Raw genomic sequence first — 26,564 nt, 5'->3', positions numbered from 1 at the left:
CGTTCCGCTCAGCAGGTCTTGTCCGGGTGGTCATGGGTGATGGCGCAGATCATCGCCTGCGCCCGGCCGTTGGTCGGGTACCTGCGCCGGAGCTCGTCCTTGAAGTCGTTCCACTGGCGGGTGATGTCCTTGACGGCGAGGTCGTAGGCGCGGTCGAAGTTGTGGCCGACGGCCGAGCGCGGGGTGTCCTTGGTGTCCTTGTTCAGCACTCCGTCGTGGGTGACGCGGTTCGCGCAGTCGGACACCGTTCCGCTGTGGTCGCGGTCCGGGTAGCAGCCGGTCGCCAGGTCGTGCGGGATGTGGGCGGTGGCGTCCTTGGCCCAGTCGGGCCTGCTCATGGAGCTGTAGCGGGCGATGGAGAAGAACGCGGGCAGGTCGGTCCTGCCCAGGCCCGGGGGGTTCTTGACGCCGACGGCTCCCGGGCCGGCCTGGTCGACCCAGTTGCTGTGGGCGTAGAAGTCCTCGATCTGGTGCCAGCCGCGGCCCAGGTCCTCCAGCACCTCGCACTTCGCCCGTCCCGGCCGGTCGTTCCAGTCGCAGGCCGGGGAGATGGCGGTCTGGGCGGCGACGACGTGCCCGTTCGCGTCGACCAGCCGGTCCGCGGCGGCGACGGCCCGCTTGAAGTTGTGGACGGAACCGTCGACGCAGTCGATGATCTCGGCGTCGGCCTGCCCGCGGGTGCGGGGGTAGCGGCTGTCGTACCGGGGGTCGAGGTAGTCGGCGTTGTCGCAGTGCAGCTTGCCGATGCCGAAGTACTCGCCGTGGTCGTTGGCGACGATGGCGCCCGAGTTCCCGTCCGCCATCGCCGTCAGCGAGGCCGGGTGCCAGCCCGCGGCCCCCAGGGCGGCCCGGGTGATCCTCTCGTGGTTGCCCCCGCTGAAGGCCTGCGCCGGTGTCGCGGCGCCGAGGGCGACGGAACACAGCAGTGCGACGCAGGCGGCGCCGGGAACGCGCAGGCGCTGCCGGCGGGAAGCGGGGCGGGGATCCACGGGCTCTCCAGGGTGTGCGACGGACGTCTTCGACGTGCGGGCGGGCGTGCGTGCGGGCGCGGCGTCCCGTCCGTACCGCGCGAGTCCACGGCGGAATCCGGTGACGGACCGTCATGGACCGGGCAGCTCGTACGTACGCTAGCTGTCATGTCCGCATCGCGAAAGGCCGCCCGGCCCGCCGAGAAGAGTCGGAGCTGTCGGGTGCGGAGGTGGTCCGTTCCGCAACGGTGCACGGTTGGTTGATTGTTGGGTCGCTGTTGGAGCACCCTGCCAGCCTCGTGGCGTCACCGCGTGACCGGTCCGGCAGCGAAGCCGGGCCGGTCGCGCGCACCCAACGCCAGAGGCAGGACACGTGAAGATCAGAGTTCCCCGATTCCGCCGGATCAGAGCCGGCCTGACCGTCGAGGACCCGGCGGAAGTGGGTGTGGGCCCCGGGGCAGCGGTTGTCGGTCCGGGGACGAAGGATGTTATCGTCAAACTGACCTTAACCCGGGGTCGCCCGCCGTTTCGCGGGTGGAGCGGCCCGCCCGGCGCGGGCGGGCGGTGCTTCGGGAGGCGGACGCTCGAGATCGTCGGCGGTCCGTCCCGGGCAACAACCATGGTCATGCAGGTCGAAACGACCGAGGAGGAATCAGAGCTGTGCGGGTGATGAGGAGGGGCGTCGTGGCGGCGGCCGCGGGGGCGGCGCTCACGCTGGCCCTGGCAGGCTGCGGCGGGGAGCCGCACGGCGGCGGGGAGTCCCGCAGCGGCGATGCGGCCCGGAGCGGGAACGAGGCGGCGACGAAGCGGGCCGACGCCCGGACCGTGCTGATGGCCGCGGCCAGGAAGACCGCGGAACAGGCCTCCTACAAGACGGTCCAGACGGGCGGGGGCGGATCCGACAGGTCCGAGATGTTCTTCCAGCAGCAGCCGTACGCCTCGGCCATCAAGTCCTGGGGGGAGAAGTCCGAGGACAACCCCAGCGGCTTCAACCACATCATCGCCACCGGCGACGGCATCTACATGAAGTCGGACCACGTCCCGGGCAAGAGCTGGTACCGGATGGACCAGAAGACGGCCGGCAGCCCCGGCAGCGCACGGGCGGCGGGGTTCGTCAACGAGATCGCGGGCTCGCTCGCCTCGACCGGGTCCACCTCCTGGGTCGGCGAGGAGCAGGTGGGCGGCCGGCCGGCCGACCACTACCGCGGCACGGTGGTCTTCGACGAGCTGGCCCACTACACCGGGCCCGCCATCAAGGACGAGGTGCGCGACTACTACGTCCAGTTGGCCAAGCGGCGGGGCGAGACCTCGGCGGACCTCGACATGTGGGTCGGCAAGGACGACCTGGTGCTGAAGTCGCAGCAGGTCACCACCGGCAGCAAGGGCCGCAGCGAGGTCGTCGAGGAGTACTCCGACTTCGGCGCCGTTCCGGCCATCACGGCGCCCCCGGCCGACACCGTCGCCACCTGGGACGAGTTCGTCGCCGGCAAGGCGAAGCCGTAGCCGGGAGCACGGCCTCGGGCCGGCCGACCTCGGCTACGGCAGGGGGCGACGGTGACGCTTCCTCAGATGCGTCCGACCTGCCAAGATCCGCTGGTGAAACACGTGACCTACCGTCTCCACCCGGCACAGATACGCCGTCAGTGGATCTTCTCGACGCTCTTCCTGGCCGGTGGCGCCTACCTTCTCCACCGCGCTTCGTCCGTCCCGGCGGACCTCCGGACCGTCATCGTCGTGGCTTTCGGCGCTCTCCTGATCATCGGTGGGCTCCTCCAGGTGAGGGGCGCCTTCAGCAGTGTGAGCTTCGACGAGCGCGAGATCTGGTGGACCGGGGCCCTGGGCTCCCGCAAGCGGTTCGCCTGGGCGGACGTCACCAACGTCGCAGTCGGGAAGAACCGCAACCGCCCCGACTCCGGGGACGTCGTGCGGGTCACCCACCGCGAGCACGGCGACTTCAAGCTGCCGGCGGTGATCGGTATGCCGGGCGCCTGGCGCGACCCGGACTTCGAGACCAAGGCGGCCGACGTCATCGCCACCTGGCGCGCGGCGACGGCGACGGCGACGGCCGGGCCCGCGACGTAGCCGGGCACATGCGCCCCGGCCCCTCGCTCGCCCTTCGGCCGAGGGGCCGCCAGGCCGAGGCCGCCGTCCTGGCCCTCTGCGACGACCCCGCGGCGGCCCTGACCGGCCCGGTCACCCCACCGCGGCCGCGCGCATCGGCGCCCTGTGCGACCAGGCCGGCCTCCGGGCGGCCGAATCGCAGTCCCACTCACTCCCCGCCCGACCCGCCCGCGCCGACCGCACGCAACCCGTTCCCGTGTGACACCCCTGCCGGTGTGCCGGAGTCGCGTGCGGTGTCGCCGCGACGCGGCGTCGGTGACGGTCAGTCGCTGCCCCGCCGCTCGACGACCAGGATGCGGGCCTCGGGGGCAGGGCGGGCGACGTGTTCGTCCCCGGGCTCCACGCAGCACACCCGGCCCGGTGTGAGGTGCTCGACCCGCTCGGTGCCGTCGACGCGGTAGTGCATGTCGACGGCGCCGTCGAGGACGACGAACACCTCCGGTCCGTCGTTGACGTGCCAGCGGTAGGGCCGGTCGGTCCAGTGCAGGCGCACGGTCGCGTCGTCCAGCTCCGCGAGGTCGAGCGCGCCCCACGGGCGTTCGGCGGTGAAGGAGGGGGAGTCGAGGAAGCGCACGGAGAACCTTTCCGTCCGGCGGCCACGCGGCCGGTCCTGCCCTTCATCCTGGGTCGGGAAGCGGGTCGGCGCGATCGGCGGAAGCGACTCGTCGCATCGACATCCTGCCACCCGGCGTCACCACTCCCGCCGGGTCCGGGCCCGGAGCCGGATCAGCTCGTCCTGAGGGTCCAGCCCATGTCGGCCAGGGTCTGGGAGATGGGGACGTACCACATCGCCTTGAAGCACCACGGGGGGCGGTAGCCGCCGTCGGACAGCTTGCGTCCGTTGCAGTTCGTTTCGTTCTCCAGGGACGTGATGGTCCCTCGGGCCTGGTCCTTCCTCCCGCCGTCGGTCAGGGCGAACACCGGGCCGCCCGAGTCGCCGTTCGCGGCGGCGATCTCGTTGGGGTCGGTCTGGACGACCTTGTCGGCGAACTTGCGCAGGACCTTGTTCGGCCCCACGACATGCCGGTCCACCTCCTGGACGCGGAGACCGCAGTGGACGCCGGAGTTGGCTGCGGAATGGCAGACGTAATCGCCCACGTTGTTGCCACCGTATCCGGCGACGGGTTTGGCGTAACCGGTGCTCTCGTTCCAGGGGCCGTCGTAGACGTAGGCACCCGATCTTCCCGTGTGCGGGGCGATTCCGATGGTGTCGTCGGAGGCGTTCCCGTCCTTCTGCGAGGCGTTGCCCATGGGTTGCCTGCTGTACCAGGTCCGGTAGTTCCCCTCGCCGCAGTGCCAGGCGGTGGTGACCAGGTCCCTGGAATTGGCGCCGTACACCCCGAAGCCGGTCGAGCAGATCGTGCCGCCCGGGGTCTCGACGCCGGCGCCGCCGTGCCAGGGGGATCCGTCCTCTCCCCGGGTCAGGTCGATGACCTGGGCTTCCCGCCGGGCGTGGACCTCCACGCCGGCCAGGGCCGACGCGAGGGATTCGATCCGGGGCGTCAGTTCCTCGTCCGAGAGCGGGGCGGACGCGGAGTGCGCGCCCCTGGCCCGTTCGTCCTCGGGCTCGTAGCCGAGGTCGAGGCCGCTGCCGTCCAGAGACGGGCCGATGCTGCTGATGTGGCTGGGCCTGTCGGCGGTGAGGATCAAGGGCGTGCCGTCGGGCACGAGCCTGGCCCGGGCCGCGTGCAGTTCCGCCTTGGAGTACTTGGCCGGGAGCACCTCGACCTTCACCCCGTCCGGCAGGTCGCGGATCACGGCGGCCACCGGCTGCGGCAGGTCTCCCTTCCAGTGGAGCAGGACGCGGTTGGCCGCCGGGTCGACCTCCACCTCGGAGAAGCCCGGTATCCGGTCGCGCTCGAACTCCTCCCGTCCACCGGTGATCAGCTCCACGGCCCGGTCGAGGACCTCCTGTCTCCTCATCAGCTCGATGATCCCGGGGGCGACCTTGCCCGTCAGCGCCTCCTCACCCGAGGCCGGAACCGGCGCGGGCCGGTCCGTACCGCGGGCCTGGGCCGGACGGGGAACGTCCGGCGCGCCGCCGCCCGGGGCGGCCAGGGCCGGGACCGTGGCCGGCACGGTGGACAGCAGGGCCGTTGCCACCATCAGACGCGTCCGGCCGGAATTCTTCCAGTGCTTTACATGCTTCACAGGGCTCCTCGGGAATGCGGTGCGAGGCCACTTGCGGCCCGCTGCACGGAACCTAGGCCGAATGATGGGGAAATCGAAGGCACGCCTTTCACTCAAGTAGATCGAATGCGATCTTTTCGGGCGTGAACAGGGCCCCTCCATCGATTCTTCACCCGTGCCGCCGGGAATCCCCCCGATCCGGACCGGGGCGCGGTCGGCCCGAATTCTTTGACTCTCCCGGCCGAAAGGGGAACCATTCCCCTCGACATCGGGAGGAATCATGGGGCAGGCGGGCAGCCGTCGCGGGACGCGCCCGGGGCGGCGCGGGTGGCCGGTCATCGTGGCGGCGGGGGTGGCAGGCGGTGCGGTCGCGCTGACCACATGGGCGACCGGGTCCCCCGGCGCGCGGGTGCACGAGGGCGCGGCCACTGGCCAGTTGCTGGCGAGTGCGGACGGACGCACCCTCACCCTCAGCGTCGGCTGGGGCTGCGAGTCGCGGCCGGAACTCGTGGTCCGTGAGCTGCCGGACAAGGTGAGGGTCTCGGTCCGGCACACGGTCCCGGTCACCGACCCGCCGGGGCTCTGCGACCCCATGGGCGGCTACGCGCGCATCACGGCCCGGCTGAAGGCACCTCTCGGGGACAAGCCGCTGATCGACGCGGTCACCGGTCGCCCCGTCATCCACTTCGACGGCCGCGACCTCGCCCTGCCGACGTACCTCCCCGACCAGTACTTCCCCTACCCGGAGGACCAGATCGCCCAGATCCCCGGCCTGGCCCCGTTCCCCGAGGACCGGCCGAACTGGGCCACGGGCTACCACGTCGGCACCGAACCCAGGGCCGGGGCCTCCCTGATCATCCGCCAGAGCAGGGGCGGCGCCGACCCCGCACCGACCGACCGGCCCACCGCCACGACCACGGTCAAGGGGCATCCGGCGGCCTTCACCAGCGCCGACCCGAACCTCGGGCCCCGGTCGCTGAGCTGGTACGACGGCACCTACACGTTCACCGTCTCCACCGGTGCGCCCGTCGCCCTCACCGACCAGGAGCTCGTCCGGGTCGCCGAAGGCCTCAAGTAGCCCGGGAGGCCCTGGTCCCCTCCTGCGCCGCCGCCTCGCGCGCCTCCAACTGCCGGGCGAACTCCAGCCACTCGGCGGCGTACCGGCGCGCGAGGCGCTGGACCTGGCCCCCGCAGTGCGGTGGCACGGCAGCGAACAGACTCGGCCAGTCGGCGGCGGCGCTCCGGTGCAGCAGCCGCAGGAGCCTGCGGCCGTCCTCCTTGAGGACGAGCGAGGGATCGCGGGAGAGCCTCTCGACGAGCAGGTTCGCCCTGGGCCCCGGCAGGGCCGCTCCCCGCCCGTGGCCGTCGGCGTGCGGCGGAGGCGGCGTCGTGACGGGGACCGTCACGGCCGTGGCCGTCGTCGCCGGAACCCGGGCGCCGGGGGTCGACCGATCGGGAGGACCGGCAACTCCGGCCCCGGCCGACGACGCGGCCGGAGGCCGTCCCGCTCCGCGAACCACCGCCGGAACCGTCACGGGCCCCTCCCCGTTGCCGAGACGCCTGCGGACGTCGGCGACCGTCCCGGGTGAGATGCCCGCGAGCCGCGCGACCGTGCGCAGCGATGCCTGCGGGTCCTCGGCCATCAGGTCGGCCGCCCGCAGCCGCCCTTGGGTGGCGTCGAGGGCCCTGGTGCGACCGTCGAGCCCGATCCGGGCCGCCGGCTGGGTGTGCAACTGCGGCGAGGCGGCAGTTGCACGGCGTCGCGCGGACGCCACCGCCTTGGCACCGAGGCCCGACAGCCTGGCGATCGCACGGTCGGACAGTTGCGGATGGGTCACGAGGATCCGCTCGACCGCAGCGCGCCGGTCGGCCGGTGAGAGCGGCAGGCCGTGCCGGGCATTGGCCTCGACCGCGAGCAGGAAGGCCTCGTGGGCCGTGCCGTCGAAGAACTCCACGTCGATGAACGCCCGCCCCCGCTGCCGCGCGGCCTCGACGCGGTGCATCCCGTCGATGACCCGCAGGTCCGCACGGCGCACCAGTACGGGGGCAGAGCTTCGTCGAGCGAGGCCAGGAACCCGACGTGCTCCGGGTCGAGCCCGCGGCCGCGCAGGGCGACCCCGGGCCGCAGGACCGAGAGCGGCACGGAACCCGACTCCCGTACGCCCCGCCCGGAGGGCCGGTGCCCACGCGCTCCCCGCCGTGCGGCGGCGGCCGTGCGGACGGTCTGCTGGAACATCTGCTCTGCTCTCCCCATACGACACATGCGCCGCGGGCGCGCCCCAAGGCGCACGGCCGCCGGCCGACGGACCGCCGTCGGCGGACCCCTCGAAGGCCCTGCGCCGGGCCGAAGCCGGATCCTAGGAAAGGCAGCTGCGCCCGCGCCACTCTCCTGGGCACCCCCTCGGGCACCCCTCGGACACGTCCGCCTGTCCGGCACCGTCCCGAGGGCACGGAACCGCCCGGCCCGGAGCAGGCCGGCGTGGCCCGCGCCGACTGCCCGCCCCAGGCGGGGCGGAGCGAGGAGAGCCGCTGCGCCCCCGTCAGGGACGGTACGGAACGGTGTCAGCGGCGGCTGACAGCATCGGGCGCATGACGCACACGACACCGCTCGACTGGCGGCCGTTCCTGCTCGGATGGAGCGGGGAGTGGTCGGACTCCCTGGCCGATGGCGGGACACGACGCGAGGAGGACGAAACGGCCCGGCGGGCTCGCTGGCTCGGGTTCCCGTCGGCCTCCGAGGAGCGGATCGTCGCCATGGAGGAGCGCCTCGGCCGTCGGATGCCCCCGTCGTACCGGGAGTTCCTCGAGGTCAGCGACGGATGGCGGAACGCCGGCGGGTTCATCGGCCTGCTGGCGGGGACGGCGGACGCGCGCTGGCACGACAACGAGTCCGCACTCGCGGACATCTTCGAGGAGCGCCTGGACGACGACGCCACGGACGCCGAGCGGCGGGGGGCGGGCATCTGGCGGCGAGGGCTCCAGCTCGATGTCGAGTCCGACATGACCCACGTCCTGCTGGATCCCGAGGACGTGGATGACGACGGCGAGTGGGCTGTGTACACGTGGGCGAGCTGGCGGGCCGCGCCGCCCGAACGGTACGCGAACTTCGCCGACTTCATGCGGGACATGCACCGCGAGTTCCACTGCCTGCGGGCAGGCCGCACCGACGGGGGACCGGAGTTCGCCAACGACCTGACGCGGGAGCTGGACACGCGGGTGGAGCGGGCCCGCCTGGAGGCGCTGCGCGGCGACTGGGAACGGGCCGGGCACGTGCTGGACGAGGCGAAGGGGTACGGCAGGCCGCGGGCCGCCGCACTGGGGGACCAGATGCGTCGCCTGCTCGGACGCACGTACATGGTGTACTTCGACGGCATGGCGGCCGACCCGCGTTACGCGCCCGAACTGCTCCCGGTGCTGGCCGCCGAGCACGTGGTCCGCGGGCACAGGGACGACTCCGCCCTGCTGTTCCACCTTCGGGGAGCCGGGCGGGAGGTGGTGTCGCTGGCGTTTGCGACGCTGGAGCGGGTGCGCAACGGCACGTACCGGTACACGGCGGCCGGACCGTTCGGGGAGGCGGTCGAACGGGCGAGGGAGTCGGCGCGGTGGGGCGACACCGACGGGGCGTGGCGGATTCTGACGGACGCCCTGCCGGCGTGGCAGCCATCGGGACCCGACCACTTGGCGCCGCTGGGATGGGTGGCCGACCCCCTGCTCGGGCCGCTGCTGACCCCGGAGCGGGGCTGCGAGCTGCTGTCCACCCCCAGGGGCGGACAGGCGGGCGAGGCACCGGGCCGCTCGGCCGACCGCGACCCGGGCGACCTGGCATGGCTCGCGGACCCGGACACCCCCGGCATCCCCACGTCCTACCGCTTCGTCCTGGTCGAGGGAGTGGCACCGGCGGACCTGCCGGGGCGCCTCGCGGACGGCGACGGGACGGTGCTGAACCGGCCCATGACCCGCGACGAAGCACGCGGCTTCGCGTCCCGCGGACCGGGGGCCGTCCCGTACGTCGTCGACACGGCCCTGGCGGCGGTCGGTCGGGCCGGTCCCTGTTGGAGCTTCGCCTTCGAGGACGACGTCGCGTACTTCGACCTGCGGCGGTTCGTCTCCCCGGCCGCAGCGGCAGCCGGCGAGGGTACCCGCGCGGTGGTCGGGTGGGGCGGCCTGAGAAGCGGGCACGGGCGGCCCTTCTTCCATCTCTCCGTGGCACAGGACGGCGTCGAGCAGTACGCCTTCACGTACGCGGACGGGGAACTGCACCGTACCGGGCGGACGCCACCGGCGCTGGACCCGGACCGGTTCTTCGGCGAGGGGGAGGAGGTCACCGCCGCGGAGCGCCCGCTGCTGGAGGCCGTGTCCGGTGAGTTCGGAGTCCACCTGCCACGCCACGCGATCATGAACGGGCGACTACACACGTTCACCACTCGCCCATGGGCGCGGCCGCCCGGGAACGGGGAGCCCTTCGGAGCCGTTCCGGCCGACACGGTGCCCCCGGCGGACACCATCGCCACCCGGGACGAGTTCGTCGCCGGCCGGGCAACACCGTAGCCGGGCCGCCTCCGTACGGATACGGAGCCACTGGTCCGGCTTCCACCCGACGCCTCCACCCGGTCATTGCTGGTACGGCGGCGGTGCGCGCCTCCAGGGTTCGGCGCGCGAACGGCAAGCCCACAGGGGGTACGAGGATCGGGGCAGGACGTGACGGCGACTTCAAGCTGCCGGCGGTGATCGGCATGCCGGGCGCCTGGCGCGACCCGGACTTCGAGACCAAGGCGGCCGCCACCATCGCCACCTGGCGTGCGGCGACGGCGAAGGCCACGGCCGAGCCCGCGACGTAGCCGGGGCACATGCGGCCCGGCCCCTCGTCCCCCGCTGCACCGGGCGGCGAGGGCCGACCCCGCCGCCCGGCGGCCGGTGTCGGTGCCCCGGCCTACGATCGTTCGATGAGTGTCTTCGCCCCGGGGTTCCTGCGTCACGTCCAGGTCGAACCGGGCCCCGAGGCCGGCGGCTACCCGTTCGACCTGCCCGTGGTCGCCCGCCTCGCCGAGTCGGGGCGGATCGAGTTCGCGCCCGGGGCGACGTTCCTGGTTGGCGACAACGGCTCGGGCAAGTCCACCCTGATCGAGGCGATCGCCACGGCCGCCGGGTTCAACGCCGAGGGCGGGTCGAAGTCCTTCCGCTTCGCCACCCGCTCCAGCGAGTCCGTCCTGGGGGAGCACCTGGTGCTGCGCTGGAACCGGCGCCCGCGCACCGGATACTTCCTGCGTGCGGAGAGCTTCTACAACGTCGCCACCGAGATCGAACGCCTGGACCGCGAAGGCCCGACCCCGCTGCTGCCCGCCTACGGCGGCCGCTCCCCGCACGAACGCTCCCACGGCCAGTCGTTCCTGGACCTCGCGCTCCACCGCTTCGGGCCGAACGGCCTCTACGTCCTCGACGAGCCGGAGGCGGCGCTCTCCGTGCAGGGCTGCCTGGCCCTGATGGTCAGAATGCGCGAACTCATCACCCAGGGAAGCCAGTTCGTGATCGCGACGCACTCGCCGATCCTGCTCGCCCTCCCCGGCGCCCGGATCCTGCAACTCGAAGCCGACGGCACCATCGAGCAGGTGGGATACGACCAAGCCGAGCCCGTCACGCTGACCCGCGCCTTCGTGAACCGGCCCGAGCGCTTCCTGCGCGACCTGTTCGGCGAGGACGAACCGGGCCCGTCCTCCCCACGGGCCTGACGCACGCCGACGACACGCCCGGACCCGACGGGCGCATCCGGACCGTCCTGATCGACAGCAGCCTCCGCAGCCTCGTCGCCGACTGCCGTACCCGTGCCTGTGCCCGCGTCGGCGCGCCGGGTGCGTTCGCCCGGGCCCGCCGGCCCTGCGACCAGCCCCTCTATCTCCAATGGCCATTGTTCCTAGAATGGCCGCATGGAGCACATCGAAGCGATCGCCGCCCTGCACGACCCCGTGCGCCGCCGCCTCTACGAGTACGTGTCGGCCCAGGGCCGCGAGGTGGGCCGGAACGAGGCGGCGGAGGCCGTCGGGGTGGCGCGGACACTGGCGGCGCACCACCTGGAGAAGCTGGTCGAGGCCGGGCTGCTGGAGAGCGGCAGTCGCAGGCTCACCGGGCGGTCGGGGCCGGGGGCGGGGCGGCCGGCGAAGGTGTACACGCGCACGCGCGCCGAGCTGGGGGTGTCGCTGCCCGCGCGCGACTACCGGACAGCCGCCGAACTGCTCGCCGAGGCCGCCGAGCGGGCCGGGTTGGACGACGGGCTGCGCGCAGCCGCGCGGCGGAGGGGAGAGGCCGAGCGCGGAGCGGCCGCGCCCTGCGGGGGACTCGACGAGGCCGTCGCGCTGCTGGCCGCCCGCGGGTACGAACCCCGCCTGGAGGAGGGGGCCATCCGCATGCGCAACTGCCCCTTCCACTCCGTCGCCGAGCGCTTCCCGCCCCTGGTCTGCGGCATGAACCTCGCCCTCCTGGAGGGACTTCTCGGCACGGACGGCACCCTCCGTGCCCGGATGGACGCCCGGCCGGGGGAGTGCTGCGTGGTGGTCGAGCCTTCTAAAAACAATACTGATTGACATAGAAAGAAGGCCCGTGCTGGGATGGCGCCATGACCTCCCACCACCTCGCCCAGTTCAACGTCGCCACGCTCCGCCACCCCGTCGACGACCCGCGCATCGCGCCGTTCGTCGAGATGGTCTCCCCGATCAACGCTGCCGCCGACACCGCCCCCGGCTTCGTCTGGCGGCTCACCGCGGACGGGACGGACGACGCGAGCGCCCTGCGCCCGGCGGGCGAGGACGTCGTCGTCAACATGTCGGTCTGGGAGAGCCAGGAGGCGCTGTGGGAGTTCACCTACCGCAGCGGGCACCTGGAGGCGATGCGGCGCCGACGCGAGTGGTTCGAACGCAACGTCGAGGCGCACCTGGTCCTGTGGTGGGTCCCGGCCGGACACCTGCCGGACATCGACGAGGCCCTGGAACGACTGGCCGACCTGCGCCAGAACGGCCCCTCCCCACGCGCCTTCACCTTCAACTCCCCTCGCACCCCGGACGCAGCCCCGCCACCCACGGGCGCGTGAACGGCCGCTCCCGCCGGCCTGAGGACCTGCCCCCGGGGGGCAGGTCCTCAGGCCGTCCAAGTTGCGGGCGTTCAACCTGCGGCGGTGGAGCGCCGGCGCGTGCACGCCGTTCGGTAGGCCGGCGGCCCCCTGACGTGTCGGGTCACGCGCTGTTCGCGGCTCCCCTGGTGGCGCGGGGGAGCAGCACCGCGAACAGCACGAAGGCGGACACCAGGCCCGTGCAGGCGATCCCGATCGCGGTCCGGAACGGGATGTGCTCGGCGAGCGCGCCGCCGAGCGCGGCTCCCAGGGCGACCGAGGTGAAGGCGCTGGTGCGGAAGACGGCGGCCAGGCGGCCCTGCAACTCCCTCGGGGCCATCTGGTGGCGCAGGGTGTTCGAGTGGACGTTGAAGACCGTCAGCCCGAACCCGTAGAGGCAGAAGGTGAGGCCGCTCATGGTCATGGACACCGCGGGCGAGCCCTCGGGGACGAAGGCGAGCGCGCAGGGGGCGACGGAGGCGAGACCGGTGGACAGGACGAGGATGGCCGAGATTCCCCTCGCGCTCCTGAACCGCGGTGCGAGCCAGGCGCCGGCCACTGATCCGATCGCTCCGGCACCGAGGACGAGGCCGACCTGGGTGGAGTCCAGGTCCAGCTCGCGGAGCGCGAACAGCATGAAGAGGGTGATGACCGCCTGTTCGAAGAGGTTGAACAGGGTCATCTGGAGCAGCAGCACCCACAGGGCCGTGGTACGGCGTACGAACCGGGCCCCGGCGGCGATGGTCGCCAGCCAGGAGTCTGCGGGTGCCTGCTCCCGTTCGACCTCGCGGGTCCGGGTACGGACGATCATGGCCGCGGCCATGGCGAAGGCCAGGGCGATGGCGAGGAAGACCAGGTTGCCGGAGACGGCCAGCAGGAGGCCGGCCGCCGAGGGGCCGATGACCTGGGTGATCGACATGGACAGTTGCAGGCGGCTGTTGGCCTTGGCCAGGCCGCCTTCCGGGGCGAGGTCCGGTACCAGGGCGAGGGTGCCGACGCTGGCGAGGGCGTTGAGCGCACCCGCCAGGAACACGGTGAGCCACAGGACGGGGGCGCTCAGGGAGCCGTTGGCGGCGAGCAGCCCGGTCAGCGCGAGAAGGACGGCGCGCAGCGCGTGGCAGGTCATCACCAGCCGGATGCGGTTGACGCGGTCCACGACGAGGCCGGCGATGGGGGTGATCAGCAGGTAGGGGATGAACTGCAGGGAGGTGGTGACCGCGACTTCGGACGGCCGCAGGGCGAGGAGGTCCGCCGCGATGAGCGGGAATCCGACGTTGAGGACCTGGCCGGCCGCCTGGGCGAACGTCTGGCTCGCCCAGTAGTTGTTGAACTGCCGCCAGGTGATGTGCGGTTCGCGCTCGAGGAGTTGGCTAGCCATGGTCGACCGCCCAGCCGAGCAGGGTTTCCTCGGACAGCTTCGGGTTCCCGGCGCGGAGGCCGGCGAGCCTGGTCCGGTCCCCGTCCGTGGTGACGGTGGCGGGGAGGTCGTCGGGGATCCGGACCAGGCTGTACAGCGGCACGGTGTGCGCTCCTCGGAGCATCTTGGTGTAGAGGGCCCCGACGCCGAGGTCGATGGCCTTCAGGCCGGCCCGCATGGCGTACGCCAGCGGCTCGTAGAAGACGACGCGCGGGTAGTCCAGGGCCCGGTTCCCGAGCCTGTCGGCGTCGTGGCCGCCCACGCGCACCGACATCAGGCGGTCGTCCTGCACGCTCAGCGAGAAAGCCCTGGGCTCGGTGCGGGTTCCGGTGAGGAACAACTGCGGCTGCAGGCCCGAGTTGGCGCCGGCGCGGATGTACGAGGCCATGCTCGCCTCGTCGGAGGGCTGGCCGTGGCGTTGGTTGACCTTCACCAGGAGCGGTGCCAGTACGGGGGCCAGTTCCTCGATCTCGCCGACCGAGTCGATGCGCTCCGCCGGTTCCTCGGCCGCGATGGAGCGCAGTTCGGCGCGGATGCGGCGGCGGCGGTGGTTGTCGGGAACGGTGTCCAGGAAGGCGTCCAGGTCCGTCGCGTCGGCGGGCACCCGCAGCTCGGCGGCCGCGTCGATGAAGCCGGCGTGCCAGCCTTCGTGTCGGTCGGCGAGTCGGTCGGCGAGCTGGCCACGGACCTCGGCGAGGAGTGCGTGGTCGAGGTAGAGCATGCCGACCACGCTCGTCCGGTGCTCGTCGGCGATCGCCTGGACGAGTCGGCCGGCGAGCGCCGGGTCCTGCGGCCGGACGGAGCGCAGGAATCCGTTGCGCTGCCCGTTGCGGGTGCCGATGAGGACGTGGCGGCGGGCGCGGTGTTCGGAGCCCGGGGCCGGTACGACGTCGTCCCGGTGCAGGGACCACACGTCGTAGGTGGAGCGGCCGGGTGCCTGGGGGTAGACGTGGACGGGGACGCCGAGCAGCCAGCCGGTGCTGTCACGGGCCGCCCAGAACTCCACGGGCACGTCCGGGTTGGAGCGCCGAAGGGTCAGGCTCCAGTCACGGCCGGTGAAGAGGGAGCTCGATTCGCGGAGGTCGTGCCAGACGCTCTCCGGCACCTCCTCGATCTGCGGGAACCTCACTATGTCGGGGTGATGCATCGGTGAATCCTGTTCTGTGGCGCTCGGTCAGCCGTTGGACACCAGTCGTGCCTTGTGGTTCCGGTCGAGGACCGACTCCCCGAAGCGCACGGCCGAGGGGACCGCGTGCGCCGGCAGCTCTCCGCGCAGGTGACGGCGAAGCTCGGTGGCGGTGACGGCGTTGTCGTCGCGGACGGTGACGGTGATCGCGAGGACGTTCCCGCGTGGGCCCGCCTCCAGTGCCGCCGCCGCTCCGCTGACGTGCGGGTGGCGGGCGGCGGCGGCTTCGATCTCCTGCAGGGCGACCCGGTGGCCGTTGACGGAGATCTGCCGGTCGGCGCGGCCGGTGACGTACAGCTCGCCGTCGTCTCCGCGGGCGCCCAGGTCCCCGGTCAGGTAGATGCGGTAGCCCGCTTCGCCCAGCGGGTCCGGCCGGAAGCGGTCTGCGGCGCGCGCGTCGTCGAGGTAGCCGAGGGCCAGGTGGCCGCTGCGTACGACGATCTCATCCGCGGCCAGGCCGGCGCCGGGCAGTTCGGCTCCCAGCAGGACGGCCGCTCCCGCGACGCCGCTGCCAACGGGCACGTGCCCGCTCGCGCCGCCGGTGGGCACGGGTGTGTCCGCACCGTGCGGAGCGCGCACTTCGTGAGCGGCGGCGACCTGTGGGGTCTCCGTCGTGCCGTAGACGTTGAACAGGCGGGCCGCGTCGCAGAGGACCTTCGTCCGTTCCGCCACCCCGTACGGAAGCGGGGCGCCGCCGCACAGGATCAGCCGCACGTGCGGCAGCCTGCGGTCTTCCTCAGTGCCCAGGAGCATGCCGAACTCGAGCAGTGCCGGGGTGCAGTGGAGGACGGTGAGTTCCGCGCTCCCGGTGAACTGGACCAGTCGGCCCGGCATGGCCAGCACCTCGGGACCGGGTACGACCAGGGTGGCGGCGCCGAGCAGTGCGGCGATGATGTCACGCAGGACCGGGTCGTGGCCCAGGCCGCCCAGCAGCCCGACCCGGTCGGTCGGGCCGGGGTTGAACTCCCGCGCGTACCAGGCGGACATCGCCCGCAGCGGTTCCTCTCCAACGGCGACCGCGGCGGGATCACCGGTGGTGCCGGAGGTGAAGAGGATGTGGCTCAGCCCGCTCCAGGGGGCGGCTTCACCGTCGTCCTCCAGCCGTGCGAGTGCCGGCTCCGGCGAGGGCGAGGGCGACAGCATCCACTGGGCCCGGGCGGCTGCCCGGTACCGCGCGATCCGGGCTTCCGGGTGCGCGCCGTCGACCGGTGCCGGTACGGCCCCCGCCGCCCAGACGGCGAGCAGGGCCGTGACGAAGCGGCTGCTCCGCTCGCCCCTGATGATGATCCGGTCCTGGGGGGCGACCCCCTGGCGGCGCAGCAGTGCGGCGAGGCCGGATACCTCCTCCCCGAGCTCCCGGTAGCTGATCGTGCGGTCGGGTGCTTCGATCGCGATGCCGTCGGGACGGGCGGCGACCGCACGGTCGAGAAGGCTGACGACCGGATGCGTCCCCGGTCCGCCGGGCCGTTGTGTGCTCAAGGATGTCCCCCCAGTTCGGTTGCGTACGTGTGCGGGCCGGCCGTCGGCGGGTCAGCCCTCGAGCCGGGCACCGAGGTCGGCCAGGACGGCCGCCATCTCGCGCGCGGTGGGGTTGTCGAAGATCACGCCGATGGTCGGCTCCACGCCGAAGCGCTCCGCGATGTCGGGAAGGAGCCGGATCGCCGTGATGGAGGTGCCGCCGAGGTCGAAGAAGTCCTCGTCACCGGCCACGCTGTCGAGGCCCAGGGCTTCCGCCCACAGGACCGTGATCTCCTTCTCGATGACGTCGAGTTCGTGCTGCACTGCTGTTCTCCGTTCCGGGCACGGCCAGGGAGGGCGTGCCGTAGGTGATGGTCCGGGGGCCGGGTGATGGTCCGGCGGTGTGGTCCCGCGGTCGGCGAGGCGGTGCCTCGGTCAAGCGGGACGGTGCCGCGGTCAGCGGGCGGGTACGGCGCTCAACTGGCCGGCGCCGATTCGGCGAGGGCCGTGAGCCGCTCGCCGAAGGCGTCGATGAGTGCGGTCGCCTGGTCCTCGGTGAGCACATCGGTGCGCGCGGTCATCGACACCGTCACGGCGTCCGCGTCGTAGGAGCCGATGAGGTCGACCGGGCGGCGTGCGGACGGGGCGGTGTTCGGGCCGGCGATCCTCGAGGTCCCGATTCCCGGCAGCTTGAGCTGTCGTTCCGCCAGTTCCTTGGGCTGGAAGGCGAACTTCACCGGATACAGGTCCTCGGCGTCGTAGCGGGCGAGGAGGTCCTCCCACTGGATGCGTGCGCCGTGGTGCCACTGCTTCAGTCCGCTACCGACGGAGGAGATGAGCTCCGCCACCGACGCGTGGGCGCCGAGGTCCTCGCCGACGAAGAGGGTCGTCGAGTAGTAGCCGAGCGCGTTCGCGGAGGCCGCGGTGGTCCGGCCCGCGTAGGCGGAGCCGAACAGGACCTCCTGGTCGCCGAGAACGTCCGACAGGGCCTGCAGCATGGCCACCGAGGCGAGGACGAACGGGGTGACCGAGTGGTTCTTGGCGGCGGCGACCACGCCGGCGCTCAGTCCGGGCCAGACCCTGCGGTGGACGGCCCCGGGGCCCTTGGGCGTCTCGGCGGCGGCGTCCAGGGCCCTGATGCCCCGGTAGCGGCGGCCGAGGAGTTCGGACCAGCCGTCGAGCGCCGTGTCGTCGTGCGGAGCCTGGGCATCGGGGTACTGCGGCGGGACGCGTCGCGGCCTGCCGCCGGTGGTGACGGCCCGGTACTCGGCGGCGAGGTCCTCGTAGAAGAGCATGAACGTCCAGGCGTCGAACACCAGGTGGTGTCCGCAGACGATCAGGACGGCCTCGTCCGACCGCAGGCGCGTCAGCCACATCCTGAGCGGGGGTTCACCGTCCAGGTCCATCGGGCGGGCCGCGGTGTCGAGGCCGGCGGCCAGCGCCTCGTCGGCCGAGGCGAAGTTCCCGCCGGATGCCTCGGTCCAGATCCGGTCGATCAGCTCGCTGGCGGCACCGATGGTCCGGTAGCCGTCCTGGTCGGCCGGAAAGGCGGACCGGAGTACCTCGTGCCGGTCGAGGACGTGTCCGACCGCCTGGCGCAGGGCCCGGACGTCCAGGTCGCCCTTGAGGACGAAGGCCTCGACCATGAGGTAGTAGGAGTCGACCCGCCCGCCGATGAACTCGAGCATGCGGCGCTGCTGCGGTGACAGGGGATGGACGGTTGCGGGCGTCGTCGGGGTCTCGGTCGTGGTCATCTACTGGTCCTGGTCCGTGGTCGCTGCGGCTGCGGCGGAGGTCGCTGCCACGGCGGCGGTGAATGCCGCCGCGTTCGCCTCGAGGTGCCTGACCTTCGTGGTGCCGGTCAGGACGACCGCGCGCCGGAAGGCCGCCGGATGGAAGGCAAAGGGGTTGCTGATGTCGGCGATCGCGCCGGAGGCCATCGGCCGGTTGAGCAACGGAAGGTGGGTTCGCTCGGCCTCGGTGAACACGGCGGTGAAGCCGGTGTTGGCGGAGTTCGCCGGGAACTGGACGGCGTCGAAGACGGCGGCGTCGAGCGCCGCGCGCAGCGCCTCCTCGGAGGAGACGCTGACGCCGACCGCGCCCACCTCGCCCGAGGCCCGCAGGCCCTCGAACCAGGCGAGGAGGTGCTCGTCGCGCAGGTCGTCGACCGTGCACTTGTGCAACTGGAGCAGATCCACGCGTCCCAGCAGCTCGCGGGAGCGTTCGAAGCTCGTCTCCAGCGCGCCGAGCGAGTGGTCCGGCGGGCCCTCCGGGGCCGGCCAGGCTTCACCGCACTTGGTCGCGATCAGCAGGTCGTCCCGCCGACCGGCGGGCAGGTTGCGAAGGTACTCACCGAGCACCGCCTCGCTCCGGCCGTACGCGGCGGCCGTGTCGAAGAAGCTGATGCCCAGCTCGACCGCCCGGTCGAGCAAGGCCCAGGCCTGCTCGACCGGGCACACGGGGGCGTCCGCGGTCGGCCACGGCCGGCCGATGCCGATCAATCCGAGCCCGAGGGTGACTTCGTGCACCCGGTCGGTGGTCGTCCCGTTCATCACTTGCTCCGCGGGTGGTAGGCCAGCTGGCGTTCGACGGCAGCCGCGGCGAAGTCGCCGAGACCGTTGAGGACGTCCCCGGCCGCCAGCGTGGTCCCGCGGGCCAGTCCGGTGCCCTTGAGCACGGCGCCGCGAAGGTCCGGGTCGGGGCCGGTGAAGTCGTCACCGCCGGCCAGCCGGACGCCCTGCGCCGAGATGGCCCCGATGACCTGGGCGCCGGCGCCGATGACGCTGGATCCGACGATCTCGGCCCCGTTGAGCAGCCGCGCCCGGTCGCCGACGGACAGCACTGAGCCGGGCTGGTTGGCCTTGATCTGGACGCCGCCGGGTCCGAGCGAGCACCCGTCGCCGATGGCGATCCGCCCGCCGTTGGCGGCGATCACCAGCGTCGACGGGTAGAAGGTGCTGCCGTCGCCGATGGAGCACCCCCCACCGTCGCACTGCACGACGACCCCGGGGAAGAAGGTGTTGCCGTCACCGATGACGGCGTCGCGGGCGATCAGCGTCGAGAACGGGTCGAAGACGGTGTTCGTCTCGGCGAGGGCGGCCATCTCGGTGAGCGTCAGGAACCCGTTCCTGCGCCGGTGATCGTCCATCTGCCCGATGATCTGGTCCTGCACGTGCGGTCAGCTCCCCTGGTTGGTCAACTCGTAGGTGTCGATGGGACGGGCCGTGACGCCGCCCTGGCCGAGCATTTCGAAGACGTGGCTGGCGACGACGTTGGCGCTGTAGGGCGCCTCGGTCATCTTTCCCGGCAGGACGACCACGGCGTTGTCGAGCACCGGCAGCATGCGGATGTTCAGGGAGCGCGCACTGTCCTCGTGCGTGGCGTAGTCGACCTTCACGCAGGCGGTCCGCCTGGTGGCGCTCAGATCGGCCTTGGGGAAGCGCCACCGGACGGCCTCCTCGAGGCGGTCGGCGATCACCGGGTCCACGTCGAAGGTCGGGCGGTCCACGACGGTCGCGTCCTCGTTGAACCCGATGATGCTCCACGCCCCGTGATTGATCATCGCGGCCTGCTGGGCGGCCACCCCGAACACCGACACCGGCGCCGCCTTGGGAACGGTCACCAGGTGGCTGCGCCACAGCCGGACCCTCACCGGCGCGATCTCCAGGTCGGCGCAGGCCCGTTCGGTCTCGAAGCCGGCCGCGCAGACGATGAACCGGTGGACGAGGTCGAAGCTCCCCTCGGTGGTGGCGACGCGCACCCGGTCGTTCGACCGGCCGAGGATCCTGGCCCCGAGGAGGATCCGCACACCGCGGGTCCGCAGCTCGGCGATGAGACTGGCCGCCAGCATCCGGGTGTTGATCCCCAGGTCGTCGACCGCGAAGGCGGCTTCGTCCGCGCCGACGCGGACGTGGTCGGCGAGTTGCTCGTACTGCGAGACGCTGAGCCGCGCATGGCCGACCTGCGCCTCCTCCCAGCGGCTCAGCGACTCCTCGAGGTGTGCTTCGGGCAGGATCGCGACGGCCTTTCCCTTCTCGGCCTCCACGCACTCGGGAAAGCGCCGCTGGATCTCCTCCCAGCCGTAGCGGCAGCGCTTGGCGACGGCCGTCGCTTCTCGGCGGTCCCGTACGGACAGGGCGTGGTAGGTGCCGGCGTGCAGCCATCCCTCGTTCCGGCTGCTGGTTCCCGCGAGGGTCGCCGGCGCCTTCTCGACGATGGTCACCGAATAGCCGAGCCTGGAGAGTCGGTCCGCACACATAAGTCCTGCAAATCCAGCGCCGACCACGACGACATCGCACGACCGGATAGAATTCATGAATCCCCCAGATTCAGAAAAGCAGAAGGAGATGGCCGAGTCCGACGAAAGCCTCCACGAGGCCTCGGAATGGCGTTCCGCTCCTGAGCTGCCAGACCGTCGCCCACATGGCTGCGTCTGGCTGTCGCCCCCGCGATGTTCCCCCAACCACAGGTGTACCTGCGGTGAACTGGAGGTTAACAATACACGGAGGGTCGGCCTCCGCAATCACCGTGTGACCGGATCCACAAGCGACGTCGCCGCAGCCCAAGGTGGTCGTCGGACGGGAAAGACCCTTGCTTCGGCGCCCGTGGAGCCGTAGCGTCTGAGCCTGCGAGCCGCACCGGGGGGAGTGGCCGGCCCCGCTTCCCGGCAACTCCGGAGAAGCGCGTCCAAATCGGACAACTCCCCTCATCGTGAGTCATCTCTCGCTGAATCCAACAATGGGGGGCATATGTCGGCGGAACGCTACCTTCTCGTCGTGGGGACCGGGCCGAAGGAATATCGGGAGGGTATTTTCCGGTCACTCTCCGGAAGTCGCATCTGGCTGCTCACCGATCGGGATCCCACGTGGCAGCGGGAGTACGTGTCCGGGCACACGGTGATACCTCGCCTGAACTCGGCCCAGGTGAGTACGAACATCTCCTCCCTCCTCGAAGCCGTACGGAATCTGGCCGAATCGATCGCCATTCACGGCGTTCTCACCTTCGAGGAGATGTTCCTCTCCGCCACCTGCCGGATCGCGGACGAACTGGGCCTCCCCTCGCTCGGCCACGGCGTCGCCGAGAACTGCCGGGACAAGGAACGGACCCGCCGGCTGCTGACGGACGCCGGAGTCCGCCAGCCCCGCTTCGCCTTCGCCAGGACCGCAGAGGAAGCCGCCGCGATCGGCGAGCAGTTCGGTCACCCGGTGGTCCTCAAGCCCCGCGGCCTCGCCGGCAGCATCGGCGTCGTCATGGCCCGCTCGGCGGCGGACACCGAGGAGGCCTTCCGCATCGCGGCCTCGGCCGCGCGGGACGGCGCCCAGCGCCACGGCGGCGGCGCCCTGGTGGAACAGTTCCTGGCAGGCCCGGAGATCGCCGTCGACTGCGCCGTGACCGACGGCCGACTCGAGCCGATGTACGTTGTCCGCAAGCGCCTGGGCCCCGAGCCGTTCTTCGAGGAAGCCGGCCATTCCATCGACGCCGACGACCCGCTGCTTTCCGACGCCGACCTGATCGAGATGCTGCGCAGCGCGCACACGGCACTCGGGATCCGCACCGGCGTGACCCACACCGAACTGCGGCTGACGCCGGACGGGCCGGTGATCATCGAGGTCAACGGCCGTCTCGCCGGCGACTTCATCCCGCACCTCGCGAAGCTGGCGATGGGACTCGACGGGGCATCGATCGCGGCCCGGCTCGCCTGCGGGGAGCCCGCCGCCGTTGAGCGTTCCGCCCGGGGCAGTGCGGCCCACCGCATCGTCTACGCCGACCGGGACGGGACGTTCAACGGCATCGGTCTGCCCAGCCCCGAATCCCACCCCAACCTCGTCGCCAGCGGCACGCTTCTCGCCGGAGGCACGGAGGTCACCCTCCCGCCGCGCGGCTACATGGCACGCCTGGGGTACGCGATCGTCGCGGCGCCGACGGCCGACGAGTGCGAGGCCTCGCTCGCGGCGGCTGTCGCCGACATGCCCGTCGACCTCACGCCGTCGAGGTGAAGTCGGCCGACGTGCGGCCGGTTCGGCTACGGGGGTGGCGGCGGGTGTGCGGGTCAGAGAGCGGTAGGGCTTTGGCTTCGCGGGTCGGCCGAGAGGTTCTCCTGCGTCCGGCCGAGGTGGAGCGGGTCGGACCGTCGGCCTGTTGACGGTGTCGGCGGGCTGGTCAGCGAGCTCTCTGGGCCGGGGGGTTCGGTGAGAGTGGTGCTGCTTGTTCGAGGAGCCGTCTGCCTGTGGCAGGTTCAGCGATAGCCCCCAAGGGGGGTGGCTTGCTGGTCGGTGTAGGCCCAGTGGCGTGCGACGGCGGAGATCTCGCCGAGCGGGGGGTGGTCTTCGCGGCCTGGGGCGTCCGATAGCCGGGGTGGAAGGGACGCCGGGATCGGGGCCTCCAGCTTCCGGACGATCTGGCGGGTCCTGCGGGCGCTGGCCGCGCACGACGCCCGGGTGATGGGCCGGATCACCGAGCTGCGCGCCCACCGCGCCCAGCCCCAGTTCACCACCGTGGCCGAGGCCTCCGCCGACGGGGCCACCGGGGCGGGGGAGGGCGGGCAGCCGGCCCCGGCGGAGCAGGGGTCGGCGGTGGACTGGCTGCGGATCGACGCCCGCCGCCCCGCCGGCGCGATCCTCCGGACCGTCAAGCTCCGTGCCTTCAACCCGAGGGCGGTGGAGTGGCAGCGCATGCACGCCGTCGCGACCGCCTCCACCTGGAGTACGGCCACCTCGACCCCACCGACCTGGAAGCCCTCGCCCGGCACACCGAGACCGTCGCCGGCCCACGGGTGCCCGTGCCCCGGCGCCGCCGCCGGGCAGCTCCGGAGCGCGGAGGCGGCCGGGGAGCCCCGGTCAGGCGTCGTCGGCGGGCGTGTGCAGTCTGGCCCGGTAGGCGCGCTTCTTGACGAGGGCGCCGCAGGTCTTCATCGAGCACCAGCGGCGGGCGCCCGCGCGGGAGGTGTCGACGAAGAGGGCGCCGCAGTCGGGGTTGCCGCAGACACGGACGCGGGTGCGGTGCTCCGAGGCGCAGAGGGCGATCAGGTCCCGGGCGACCATCGAGAGCACCGCCGCGATCGAGTCGCCGTGCCGGCGCACGGTGGCCGCGTCGGGGGCGAGTTCGGGCCTCGGGGGCGGCTCGGCGGCGGCGCGGTTGACGAGCGCGATGTCCGCGGGGGAGGGCGGGACGGCGTCCGCCAGGGCGCGGCCGGTTCGCTGGATCGCCTCGCGCAGCTGCCTGGCGTGGTCCAGGTCGGCTTCGGTGCAGGGCGGCGCGGCTGTCGTGCAGGCGCTCTGCACGGCCCAGCGGCTCAAGTCCTCTGGCCGGGCCAGCCGTTCGAAGGGCGTGCCGGTGCCGCGGTCGGCCAGGGTGCCGGCGAAGGCGAAGCACAGCCGGGCGTCGTCGAAGCGGAAGTCGGTCTTGGCGCGCTGGCGTCCCTCGCGGCCGCCGTCCTTGCCGCCCATGTCCTCCACACTGCTCTCCATGTCCACCACTTTATGCGGTTGACATGATTTCGGGCAAACGGCTAGCTTTCAGGTCCACCGCTTGAACCGGTGGACTTTTGACGTTCGGGCGATCGCTCCCCGATTCCCCCGACTCACCCCCGCTCCCCTCCAACTCACCCCCGCTTCCCGCAACTTCTCCCCCCAGCACGAGGAGGCCGCGCCATGCGCGCCGCAGTCATCGAGGAACTCCACAAGCCGCTCGTCCTCCGCGACGTGCCCGACCCCGTCTGCCCGCCGGACGGCGCGATCGTGCGCGTCGGGGCGAACGGGATCTGCCGGACCGACTGGGCCCTGTGGGCCGGGCAGTTCTGGACGGGCGGACCGCGGGTCGAGGCCCCGTTCGTCCTCGGCCACGAGTTCGCCGGCACCGTCGTGGAGGTCGGCCGCGAGGTTCGGGGGTGGAAGGAGGGCGACCGCGTCATCTTCCCGATGAACCCCGGCGAGGGCTCGTGCGAGATGTGCCGCAGCGGCAACCAGCACGTCTGCGACCACGTCGACGCACTCGTGCCCGGGGTCTCCTACTGGGGCGCCTTCGCCGAGTACGTCATGGTCCGCTTCGCCGACGTCAACCTGGTCGAAGTGCCCGAGGGCGTCGGTTTCGTGGACGTCGCCGCGCTGGCCTGCCGCTACATGACGGCCTTCCACGGGGTCGTCGACCAGGCGCGGATCCGCGGCGGCGAATGGGTCGCGGTGTACGGCGCCGGCGGCGGCATGGGCCTGTCGACGGTGGAGATCGCCGCGGCGACCGGCGCCAACGTCATCGCGATCGACATCACGCAGGACAAACTGGACGCCGCCCGCGCGCTCGGCGCCGTCCACACCGTCAACGCGGCCGCGACCGACCCCGTCGAGGCCGTGAAGACCCTCACCGGCGGCGGCGCGCACGTGTCGGTCGACGCCGTCGGCATCGCCGCCGCCTGCCGCAACTCCGTGCTCTCCCTGCGCACCCGCGGCCGCCACCTCCAACTCGGGCACACCACCGCCGCGGAACAGGGGGACGTCGCGCTGCCGGTCGACGTCATGATGGTCAAGGAACTGGAGTTCCTGAGCGCCTTCGGCATGCAGGGCCAGCGCTTCGGCACGATGCTGAACATGATCGCCGCCGGCCGGCTCAGCCCCGGCCGCATCGTCTCGCGCACCGTCGGCCTCCACGAGGCGAGCGAGGTCCTGGAGTCCCTGGAGACGTACGGGCCCACCGGCATCGTCGTCATCGACGCCTTCCGCCCCTGAACCCTCCGAACCGGCCTGAACCAGTCCGAACAGGCCTGACCGTCCGAACCCTCTGAACCCTCTGAACCGTCCGAACCGTCCCCCCGAAGAGCAGGCACACCCATGCCCGATTCCCGCCGACTGATGGACCAGGAACTGAGCCTGGCCCTCGACGCGGTCCCCATGACCCCCAACGGCGCCTTCGACCTGACCGACCTCGCCACGACGCGCGCCGCCTTCCGCGCCCAGGCCGAAGCGGCCGCCGACAGCCTTCCCGCCGACCCGTCGGTCACCATCGAGGAACACCTCGCGAGCCGAACGGACGGCCCCGACGTACCGGTCCGCCTGCTACGGCCCACGGCCGCGCCGGGACCGCTGCCGGTGCTGCTCTGGTTCCACGGCGGCGGACAGGTCCTCGGCTTCGCCGCCCAGGACGACCCGTGGCTGACCCGACTGGGCGCGAGCCTCGGCTGCGCCGTCGCTGTCGTCGACTACCGGCTCGCCCCGGAGACACCCGCCCCCGGCGCCGCCGAGGACGGCTTCACCGCCTACCAGTGGCTCGGCCGCGAGGCGGACGCCCTGGGCCTGGACGGCACCCGCATCGGCATCGCCGGCCAGAGCGGCGGCGGAGGCATCGCGGCGGCCACCGCCCTCCTGGTCCGCGACCGCGGCGGCGCGACACCCCTGTTCCAGTCACTGACCTATCCCATGCTCGACGACCGCAACCGGACCGCGTCGAGCCACGAGATCACCGACATCGGCATCTGGGACCGCTCGACCAACCTCCTGGCCTGGCAGGCGATCCTGGGCGACCGCGCCGGCACCGACGACGTCTGCCCGTACGCGGCCCCCGCCCGCGCCGCCGACCTCGAAGCCCTGCCGCCCACCTTCATCACCGTCGGCGACCTCGACTGCTTCCGGGACGAGGACCTCAGCTACGCCACCCGCCTGCGCGCCCAGGGCGTCCCCGTCGAGCTCCACCTCTACCCCGGCGCCTACCACGCCTTCGACCTCATCGCCCCCGCCTCCCGACTGGCCGCCACCTTCCACCGGACCTGGTTCGACTACCTCGCCCGCCAGTTCCGCACCACACCGGCCCCCACCTGACACCCCACCCCACCGGACACCGCCCGCCGACTTCCCCGGCCGGCCCGTCTCCGCCCCCAGCCCTGCCGCCGCTGCGCCCCGTCGGCCGCCGGTCCGGGCGGGTTGGGGTGTCCGTGGTGCGCGGCGGAGCGGGAGGCGGCGGGGCCGGGCACGTTCGGTGCTGCTGGTGGGGCCGGTGCGGGTGTCGGTGGAGGGTTCTAGTGTCCTGAGTCCTTGATCCGTCGGATGTATCCAGCGAGGGATTCGAGGATCTGGTCAGCGGTTTTGGTCCAGACGTAGGGCCGGGGGTCGGTGTTCCAGTCGGCGACCCAGGCGCGGATGTCGCGTTCGAGGGCCTGGACGGAGCGGTGGACGCCGCGGCGGAGCTTCTTGTTGGTGAGTTCGG

23 protein-coding genes and 1 pseudogene are annotated in these 26,564 nt (G+C 72.3%); 10 read left to right on the top strand and 14 right to left on the bottom strand.

Going from position 1 to position 26,564, the window contains the following annotated elements; all coding sequences use genetic code 11:
• Positions 1–8: 8 nt before the first annotated feature.
• Positions 9–989, bottom strand: coding sequence for a hypothetical protein (locus tag ACFY2K_RS12925; RefSeq protein ID WP_387711245.1), 981 nt, complete (start codon positions 987–989; stop codon positions 9–11).
• 663 nt (positions 990–1,652) lie between these two features.
• On the opposite strand from ACFY2K_RS12925, the gene ACFY2K_RS12920 reads away from it, so the two are divergent.
• The gene (locus ACFY2K_RS12920) at positions 1,653–2,471 is read left to right on the top strand and encodes a hypothetical protein (protein ID WP_387711243.1); all 819 of its coding nucleotides are present in this window, start codon (positions 1,653–1,655) and stop codon (positions 2,469–2,471) included.
• 102 nt (positions 2,472–2,573) lie between these two features.
• Positions 2,574–3,050, top strand: coding sequence for a DUF308 domain-containing protein (locus ACFY2K_RS12915; RefSeq protein WP_387711242.1), 477 nt, complete (start codon positions 2,574–2,576; stop codon positions 3,048–3,050).
• A gap of 301 nt (positions 3,051–3,351) precedes the next feature.
• Here the strand turns inward: ACFY2K_RS12915 and ACFY2K_RS12910 are convergent, their stop codons facing one another.
• Positions 3,352–3,663: a hypothetical protein gene (locus ACFY2K_RS12910; protein WP_387711240.1), complete on the bottom strand. Its 312-nt coding sequence runs from the start codon at positions 3,661–3,663 to the stop codon at positions 3,352–3,354.
• Between the two features lie 152 nt (positions 3,664–3,815).
• The gene (locus tag ACFY2K_RS12905; RefSeq protein WP_387711238.1) at positions 3,816–5,195 is read right to left on the bottom strand and encodes a trypsin-like serine protease; all 1,380 of its coding nucleotides are present in this window, start codon (positions 5,193–5,195) and stop codon (positions 3,816–3,818) included.
• Positions 5,196–5,571: 376 nt separating this feature from the next.
• Between ACFY2K_RS12905 and ACFY2K_RS12900 the strand changes: the two genes are divergently transcribed.
• Entirely contained in the window at positions 5,572–6,297 is a 726-nt protein-coding gene (locus ACFY2K_RS12900) for a hypothetical protein (RefSeq protein ID WP_380525982.1), read from the top strand.
• On the opposite strand, the gene ACFY2K_RS12895 is transcribed toward ACFY2K_RS12900, so the two are convergent.
• Positions 6,290–7,255 (bottom strand): transcriptional regulator, encoded by a 966-nt coding sequence (locus ACFY2K_RS12895; RefSeq protein ID WP_387711236.1) that lies wholly within the window; start codon positions 7,253–7,255, stop codon positions 6,290–6,292. The two genes, ACFY2K_RS12900 and ACFY2K_RS12895, sit on opposite strands and share 8 nt — an antisense overlap.
• Before the next feature lie 553 nt (positions 7,256–7,808).
• Here ACFY2K_RS12895 and ACFY2K_RS12890 point away from each other — a divergent pair.
• The 4 genes from ACFY2K_RS12890 to ACFY2K_RS12875 all read left to right on the top strand — a co-directional run bounded on the left by ACFY2K_RS12890 (position 7,809) and on the right by ACFY2K_RS12875 (position 12,297).
• Complete coding sequence (locus tag ACFY2K_RS12890) at positions 7,809–9,767, top strand: SMI1/KNR4 family protein (RefSeq protein ID WP_387711234.1); 1,959 nt, start codon at positions 7,809–7,811, stop codon at positions 9,765–9,767.
• Between the two features lie 395 nt (positions 9,768–10,162).
• Entirely contained in the window at positions 10,163–10,945 is a 783-nt protein-coding gene (locus ACFY2K_RS12885; RefSeq protein ID WP_387711233.1) for an AAA family ATPase, read from the top strand.
• Positions 10,946–11,140: 195 nt separating this feature from the next.
• Entirely contained in the window at positions 11,141–11,794 is a 654-nt protein-coding gene (locus ACFY2K_RS12880; RefSeq protein ID WP_387711231.1) for a helix-turn-helix transcriptional regulator, read from the top strand.
• A 32-nt stretch (positions 11,795–11,826) separates the two neighbouring features.
• A complete protein-coding gene (locus tag ACFY2K_RS12875) occupies positions 11,827–12,297 on the top strand; it encodes a DUF3291 domain-containing protein (protein WP_380587344.1) in 471 nt (156 codons plus the stop codon).
• 142 nt (positions 12,298–12,439) lie between these two features.
• On the opposite strand, the gene ACFY2K_RS12870 is transcribed toward ACFY2K_RS12875, so the two are convergent.
• The 8 genes from ACFY2K_RS12870 to ACFY2K_RS12835 all read right to left on the bottom strand — a co-directional run bounded on the left by ACFY2K_RS12870 (position 12,440) and on the right by ACFY2K_RS12835 (position 20,691).
• The gene (locus tag ACFY2K_RS12870) at positions 12,440–13,693 is read right to left on the bottom strand and encodes an MFS transporter (protein WP_387711229.1); all 1,254 of its coding nucleotides are present in this window, start codon (positions 13,691–13,693) and stop codon (positions 12,440–12,442) included.
• Positions 13,686–14,879 carry a hypothetical protein gene (locus tag ACFY2K_RS12865; protein WP_387711227.1) on the bottom strand — a complete coding sequence of 398 codons (1,194 nt, stop codon included), beginning with the start codon at positions 14,877–14,879 and terminating at the stop codon, positions 13,686–13,688. The genes ACFY2K_RS12870 and ACFY2K_RS12865 overlap by 8 nt, the downstream gene beginning before the upstream one ends.
• Positions 14,880–14,906: 27 nt before the next feature.
• Positions 14,907–16,397: an AMP-binding protein gene (locus ACFY2K_RS12860; RefSeq protein ID WP_387711225.1), complete on the bottom strand. Its 1,491-nt coding sequence runs from the start codon at positions 16,395–16,397 to the stop codon at positions 14,907–14,909.
• A gap of 51 nt (positions 16,398–16,448) precedes the next feature.
• A complete protein-coding gene (locus ACFY2K_RS12855) occupies positions 16,449–16,700 on the bottom strand; it encodes a phosphopantetheine-binding protein (protein WP_387711223.1) in 252 nt (83 codons plus the stop codon).
• Between the two features lie 152 nt (positions 16,701–16,852).
• Positions 16,853–18,130, bottom strand: coding sequence for a condensation domain-containing protein (locus tag ACFY2K_RS12850; RefSeq protein WP_387711221.1), 1,278 nt, complete (start codon positions 18,128–18,130; stop codon positions 16,853–16,855).
• Positions 18,131–18,928, bottom strand: coding sequence for an aldo/keto reductase (locus tag ACFY2K_RS12845; protein ID WP_387711219.1), 798 nt, complete (start codon positions 18,926–18,928; stop codon positions 18,131–18,133). It abuts the gene before it with no gap.
• Entirely contained in the window at positions 18,928–19,524 is a 597-nt protein-coding gene (locus tag ACFY2K_RS12840) for a hypothetical protein (protein ID WP_387711217.1), read from the bottom strand. Before ACFY2K_RS12840 ends, ACFY2K_RS12845 begins: the two co-directional genes overlap by 1 nt.
• Before the next feature lie 30 nt (positions 19,525–19,554).
• A complete protein-coding gene (locus ACFY2K_RS12835) occupies positions 19,555–20,691 on the bottom strand; it encodes an NAD(P)/FAD-dependent oxidoreductase (RefSeq protein WP_387711215.1) in 1,137 nt (378 codons plus the stop codon).
• Positions 20,692–21,124: 433 nt separating this feature from the next.
• On the opposite strand from ACFY2K_RS12835, the gene ACFY2K_RS12830 reads away from it, so the two are divergent.
• Positions 21,125–22,372, top strand: a complete 1,248-nt coding sequence (locus ACFY2K_RS12830; RefSeq protein ID WP_387711214.1) for an ATP-grasp domain-containing protein — start codon at positions 21,125–21,127, stop codon at positions 22,370–22,372.
• 840 nt (positions 22,373–23,212) lie between these two features.
• Here ACFY2K_RS12830 and ACFY2K_RS12825 read toward each other — a convergent pair.
• Positions 23,213–23,842, bottom strand: a complete 630-nt coding sequence (locus ACFY2K_RS12825; protein ID WP_387711212.1) for a CGNR zinc finger domain-containing protein — start codon at positions 23,840–23,842, stop codon at positions 23,213–23,215.
• Between the two features lie 183 nt (positions 23,843–24,025).
• Between ACFY2K_RS12825 and ACFY2K_RS12820 the strand changes: the two genes are divergently transcribed.
• Both ACFY2K_RS12820 and ACFY2K_RS12815 read left to right on the top strand, forming a co-directional pair.
• Complete coding sequence (locus ACFY2K_RS12820) at positions 24,026–25,093, top strand: alcohol dehydrogenase catalytic domain-containing protein (protein WP_375896590.1); 1,068 nt, start codon at positions 24,026–24,028, stop codon at positions 25,091–25,093.
• 102 nt (positions 25,094–25,195) lie between these two features.
• Complete coding sequence (locus ACFY2K_RS12815; RefSeq protein ID WP_380587335.1) at positions 25,196–26,179, top strand: alpha/beta hydrolase; 984 nt, start codon at positions 25,196–25,198, stop codon at positions 26,177–26,179.
• 197 nt (positions 26,180–26,376) lie between these two features.
• Here ACFY2K_RS12815 and ACFY2K_RS12810 read toward each other — a convergent pair.
• Positions 26,377–26,564: pseudogene (locus ACFY2K_RS12810) on the bottom strand (IS630 family transposase); the annotation flags it as partial.

This window comes from Kitasatospora sp. NPDC001309, assembly GCF_042896295.1.
In the GTDB taxonomy this organism is placed as follows: domain Bacteria; phylum Actinomycetota; class Actinomycetes; order Streptomycetales; family Streptomycetaceae; genus Kitasatospora.
This window is presented reverse-complemented; position numbering and strand designations above follow the sequence as displayed.

Bases quoted from the DNA above. Each gene is read 5' to 3' on its own strand.
- ACFY2K_RS12820 (WP_375896590.1), top strand. From the start codon at position 24,026: ATGCGCGCCGCAGTCATCGAGGAACTCCACAAGCCGCTCGTCCTCCGC.
- ACFY2K_RS12875 (WP_380587344.1), top strand. From the start codon at position 11,827: ATGACCTCCCACCACCTCGCCCAGTTCAACGTCGCCACGCTCCGCCAC.
- ACFY2K_RS12865 (WP_387711227.1), bottom strand. From the start codon at position 14,879: ATGCATCACCCCGACATAGTGAGGTTCCCGCAGATCGAGGAGGTGCCG.
- ACFY2K_RS12880 (WP_387711231.1), top strand. From the start codon at position 11,141: ATGGAGCACATCGAAGCGATCGCCGCCCTGCACGACCCCGTGCGCCGC.
- ACFY2K_RS12885 (WP_387711233.1), top strand. From the start codon at position 10,163: ATGAGTGTCTTCGCCCCGGGGTTCCTGCGTCACGTCCAGGTCGAACCG.
- ACFY2K_RS12845 (WP_387711219.1), bottom strand. From the start codon at position 18,928: ATGAACGGGACGACCACCGACCGGGTGCACGAAGTCACCCTCGGGCTC.
- ACFY2K_RS12815 (WP_380587335.1), top strand. From the start codon at position 25,196: ATGCCCGATTCCCGCCGACTGATGGACCAGGAACTGAGCCTGGCCCTC.
- ACFY2K_RS12825 (WP_387711212.1), bottom strand. From the start codon at position 23,842: ATGGAGAGCAGTGTGGAGGACATGGGCGGCAAGGACGGCGGCCGCGAG.
- ACFY2K_RS12835 (WP_387711215.1), bottom strand. From the start codon at position 20,691: ATGAATTCTATCCGGTCGTGCGATGTCGTCGTGGTCGGCGCTGGATTT.
- ACFY2K_RS12850 (WP_387711221.1), bottom strand. From the start codon at position 18,130: ATGACCACGACCGAGACCCCGACGACGCCCGCAACCGTCCATCCCCTG.
- ACFY2K_RS12840 (WP_387711217.1), bottom strand. From the start codon at position 19,524: ATGGACGATCACCGGCGCAGGAACGGGTTCCTGACGCTCACCGAGATG.
- ACFY2K_RS12890 (WP_387711234.1), top strand. From the start codon at position 7,809: ATGACGCACACGACACCGCTCGACTGGCGGCCGTTCCTGCTCGGATGG.
- ACFY2K_RS12830 (WP_387711214.1), top strand. From the start codon at position 21,125: ATGTCGGCGGAACGCTACCTTCTCGTCGTGGGGACCGGGCCGAAGGAA.
- ACFY2K_RS12905 (WP_387711238.1), bottom strand. From the start codon at position 5,195: ATGGTGGCAACGGCCCTGCTGTCCACCGTGCCGGCCACGGTCCCGGCC.
- ACFY2K_RS12870 (WP_387711229.1), bottom strand. From the start codon at position 13,693: ATGGCTAGCCAACTCCTCGAGCGCGAACCGCACATCACCTGGCGGCAG.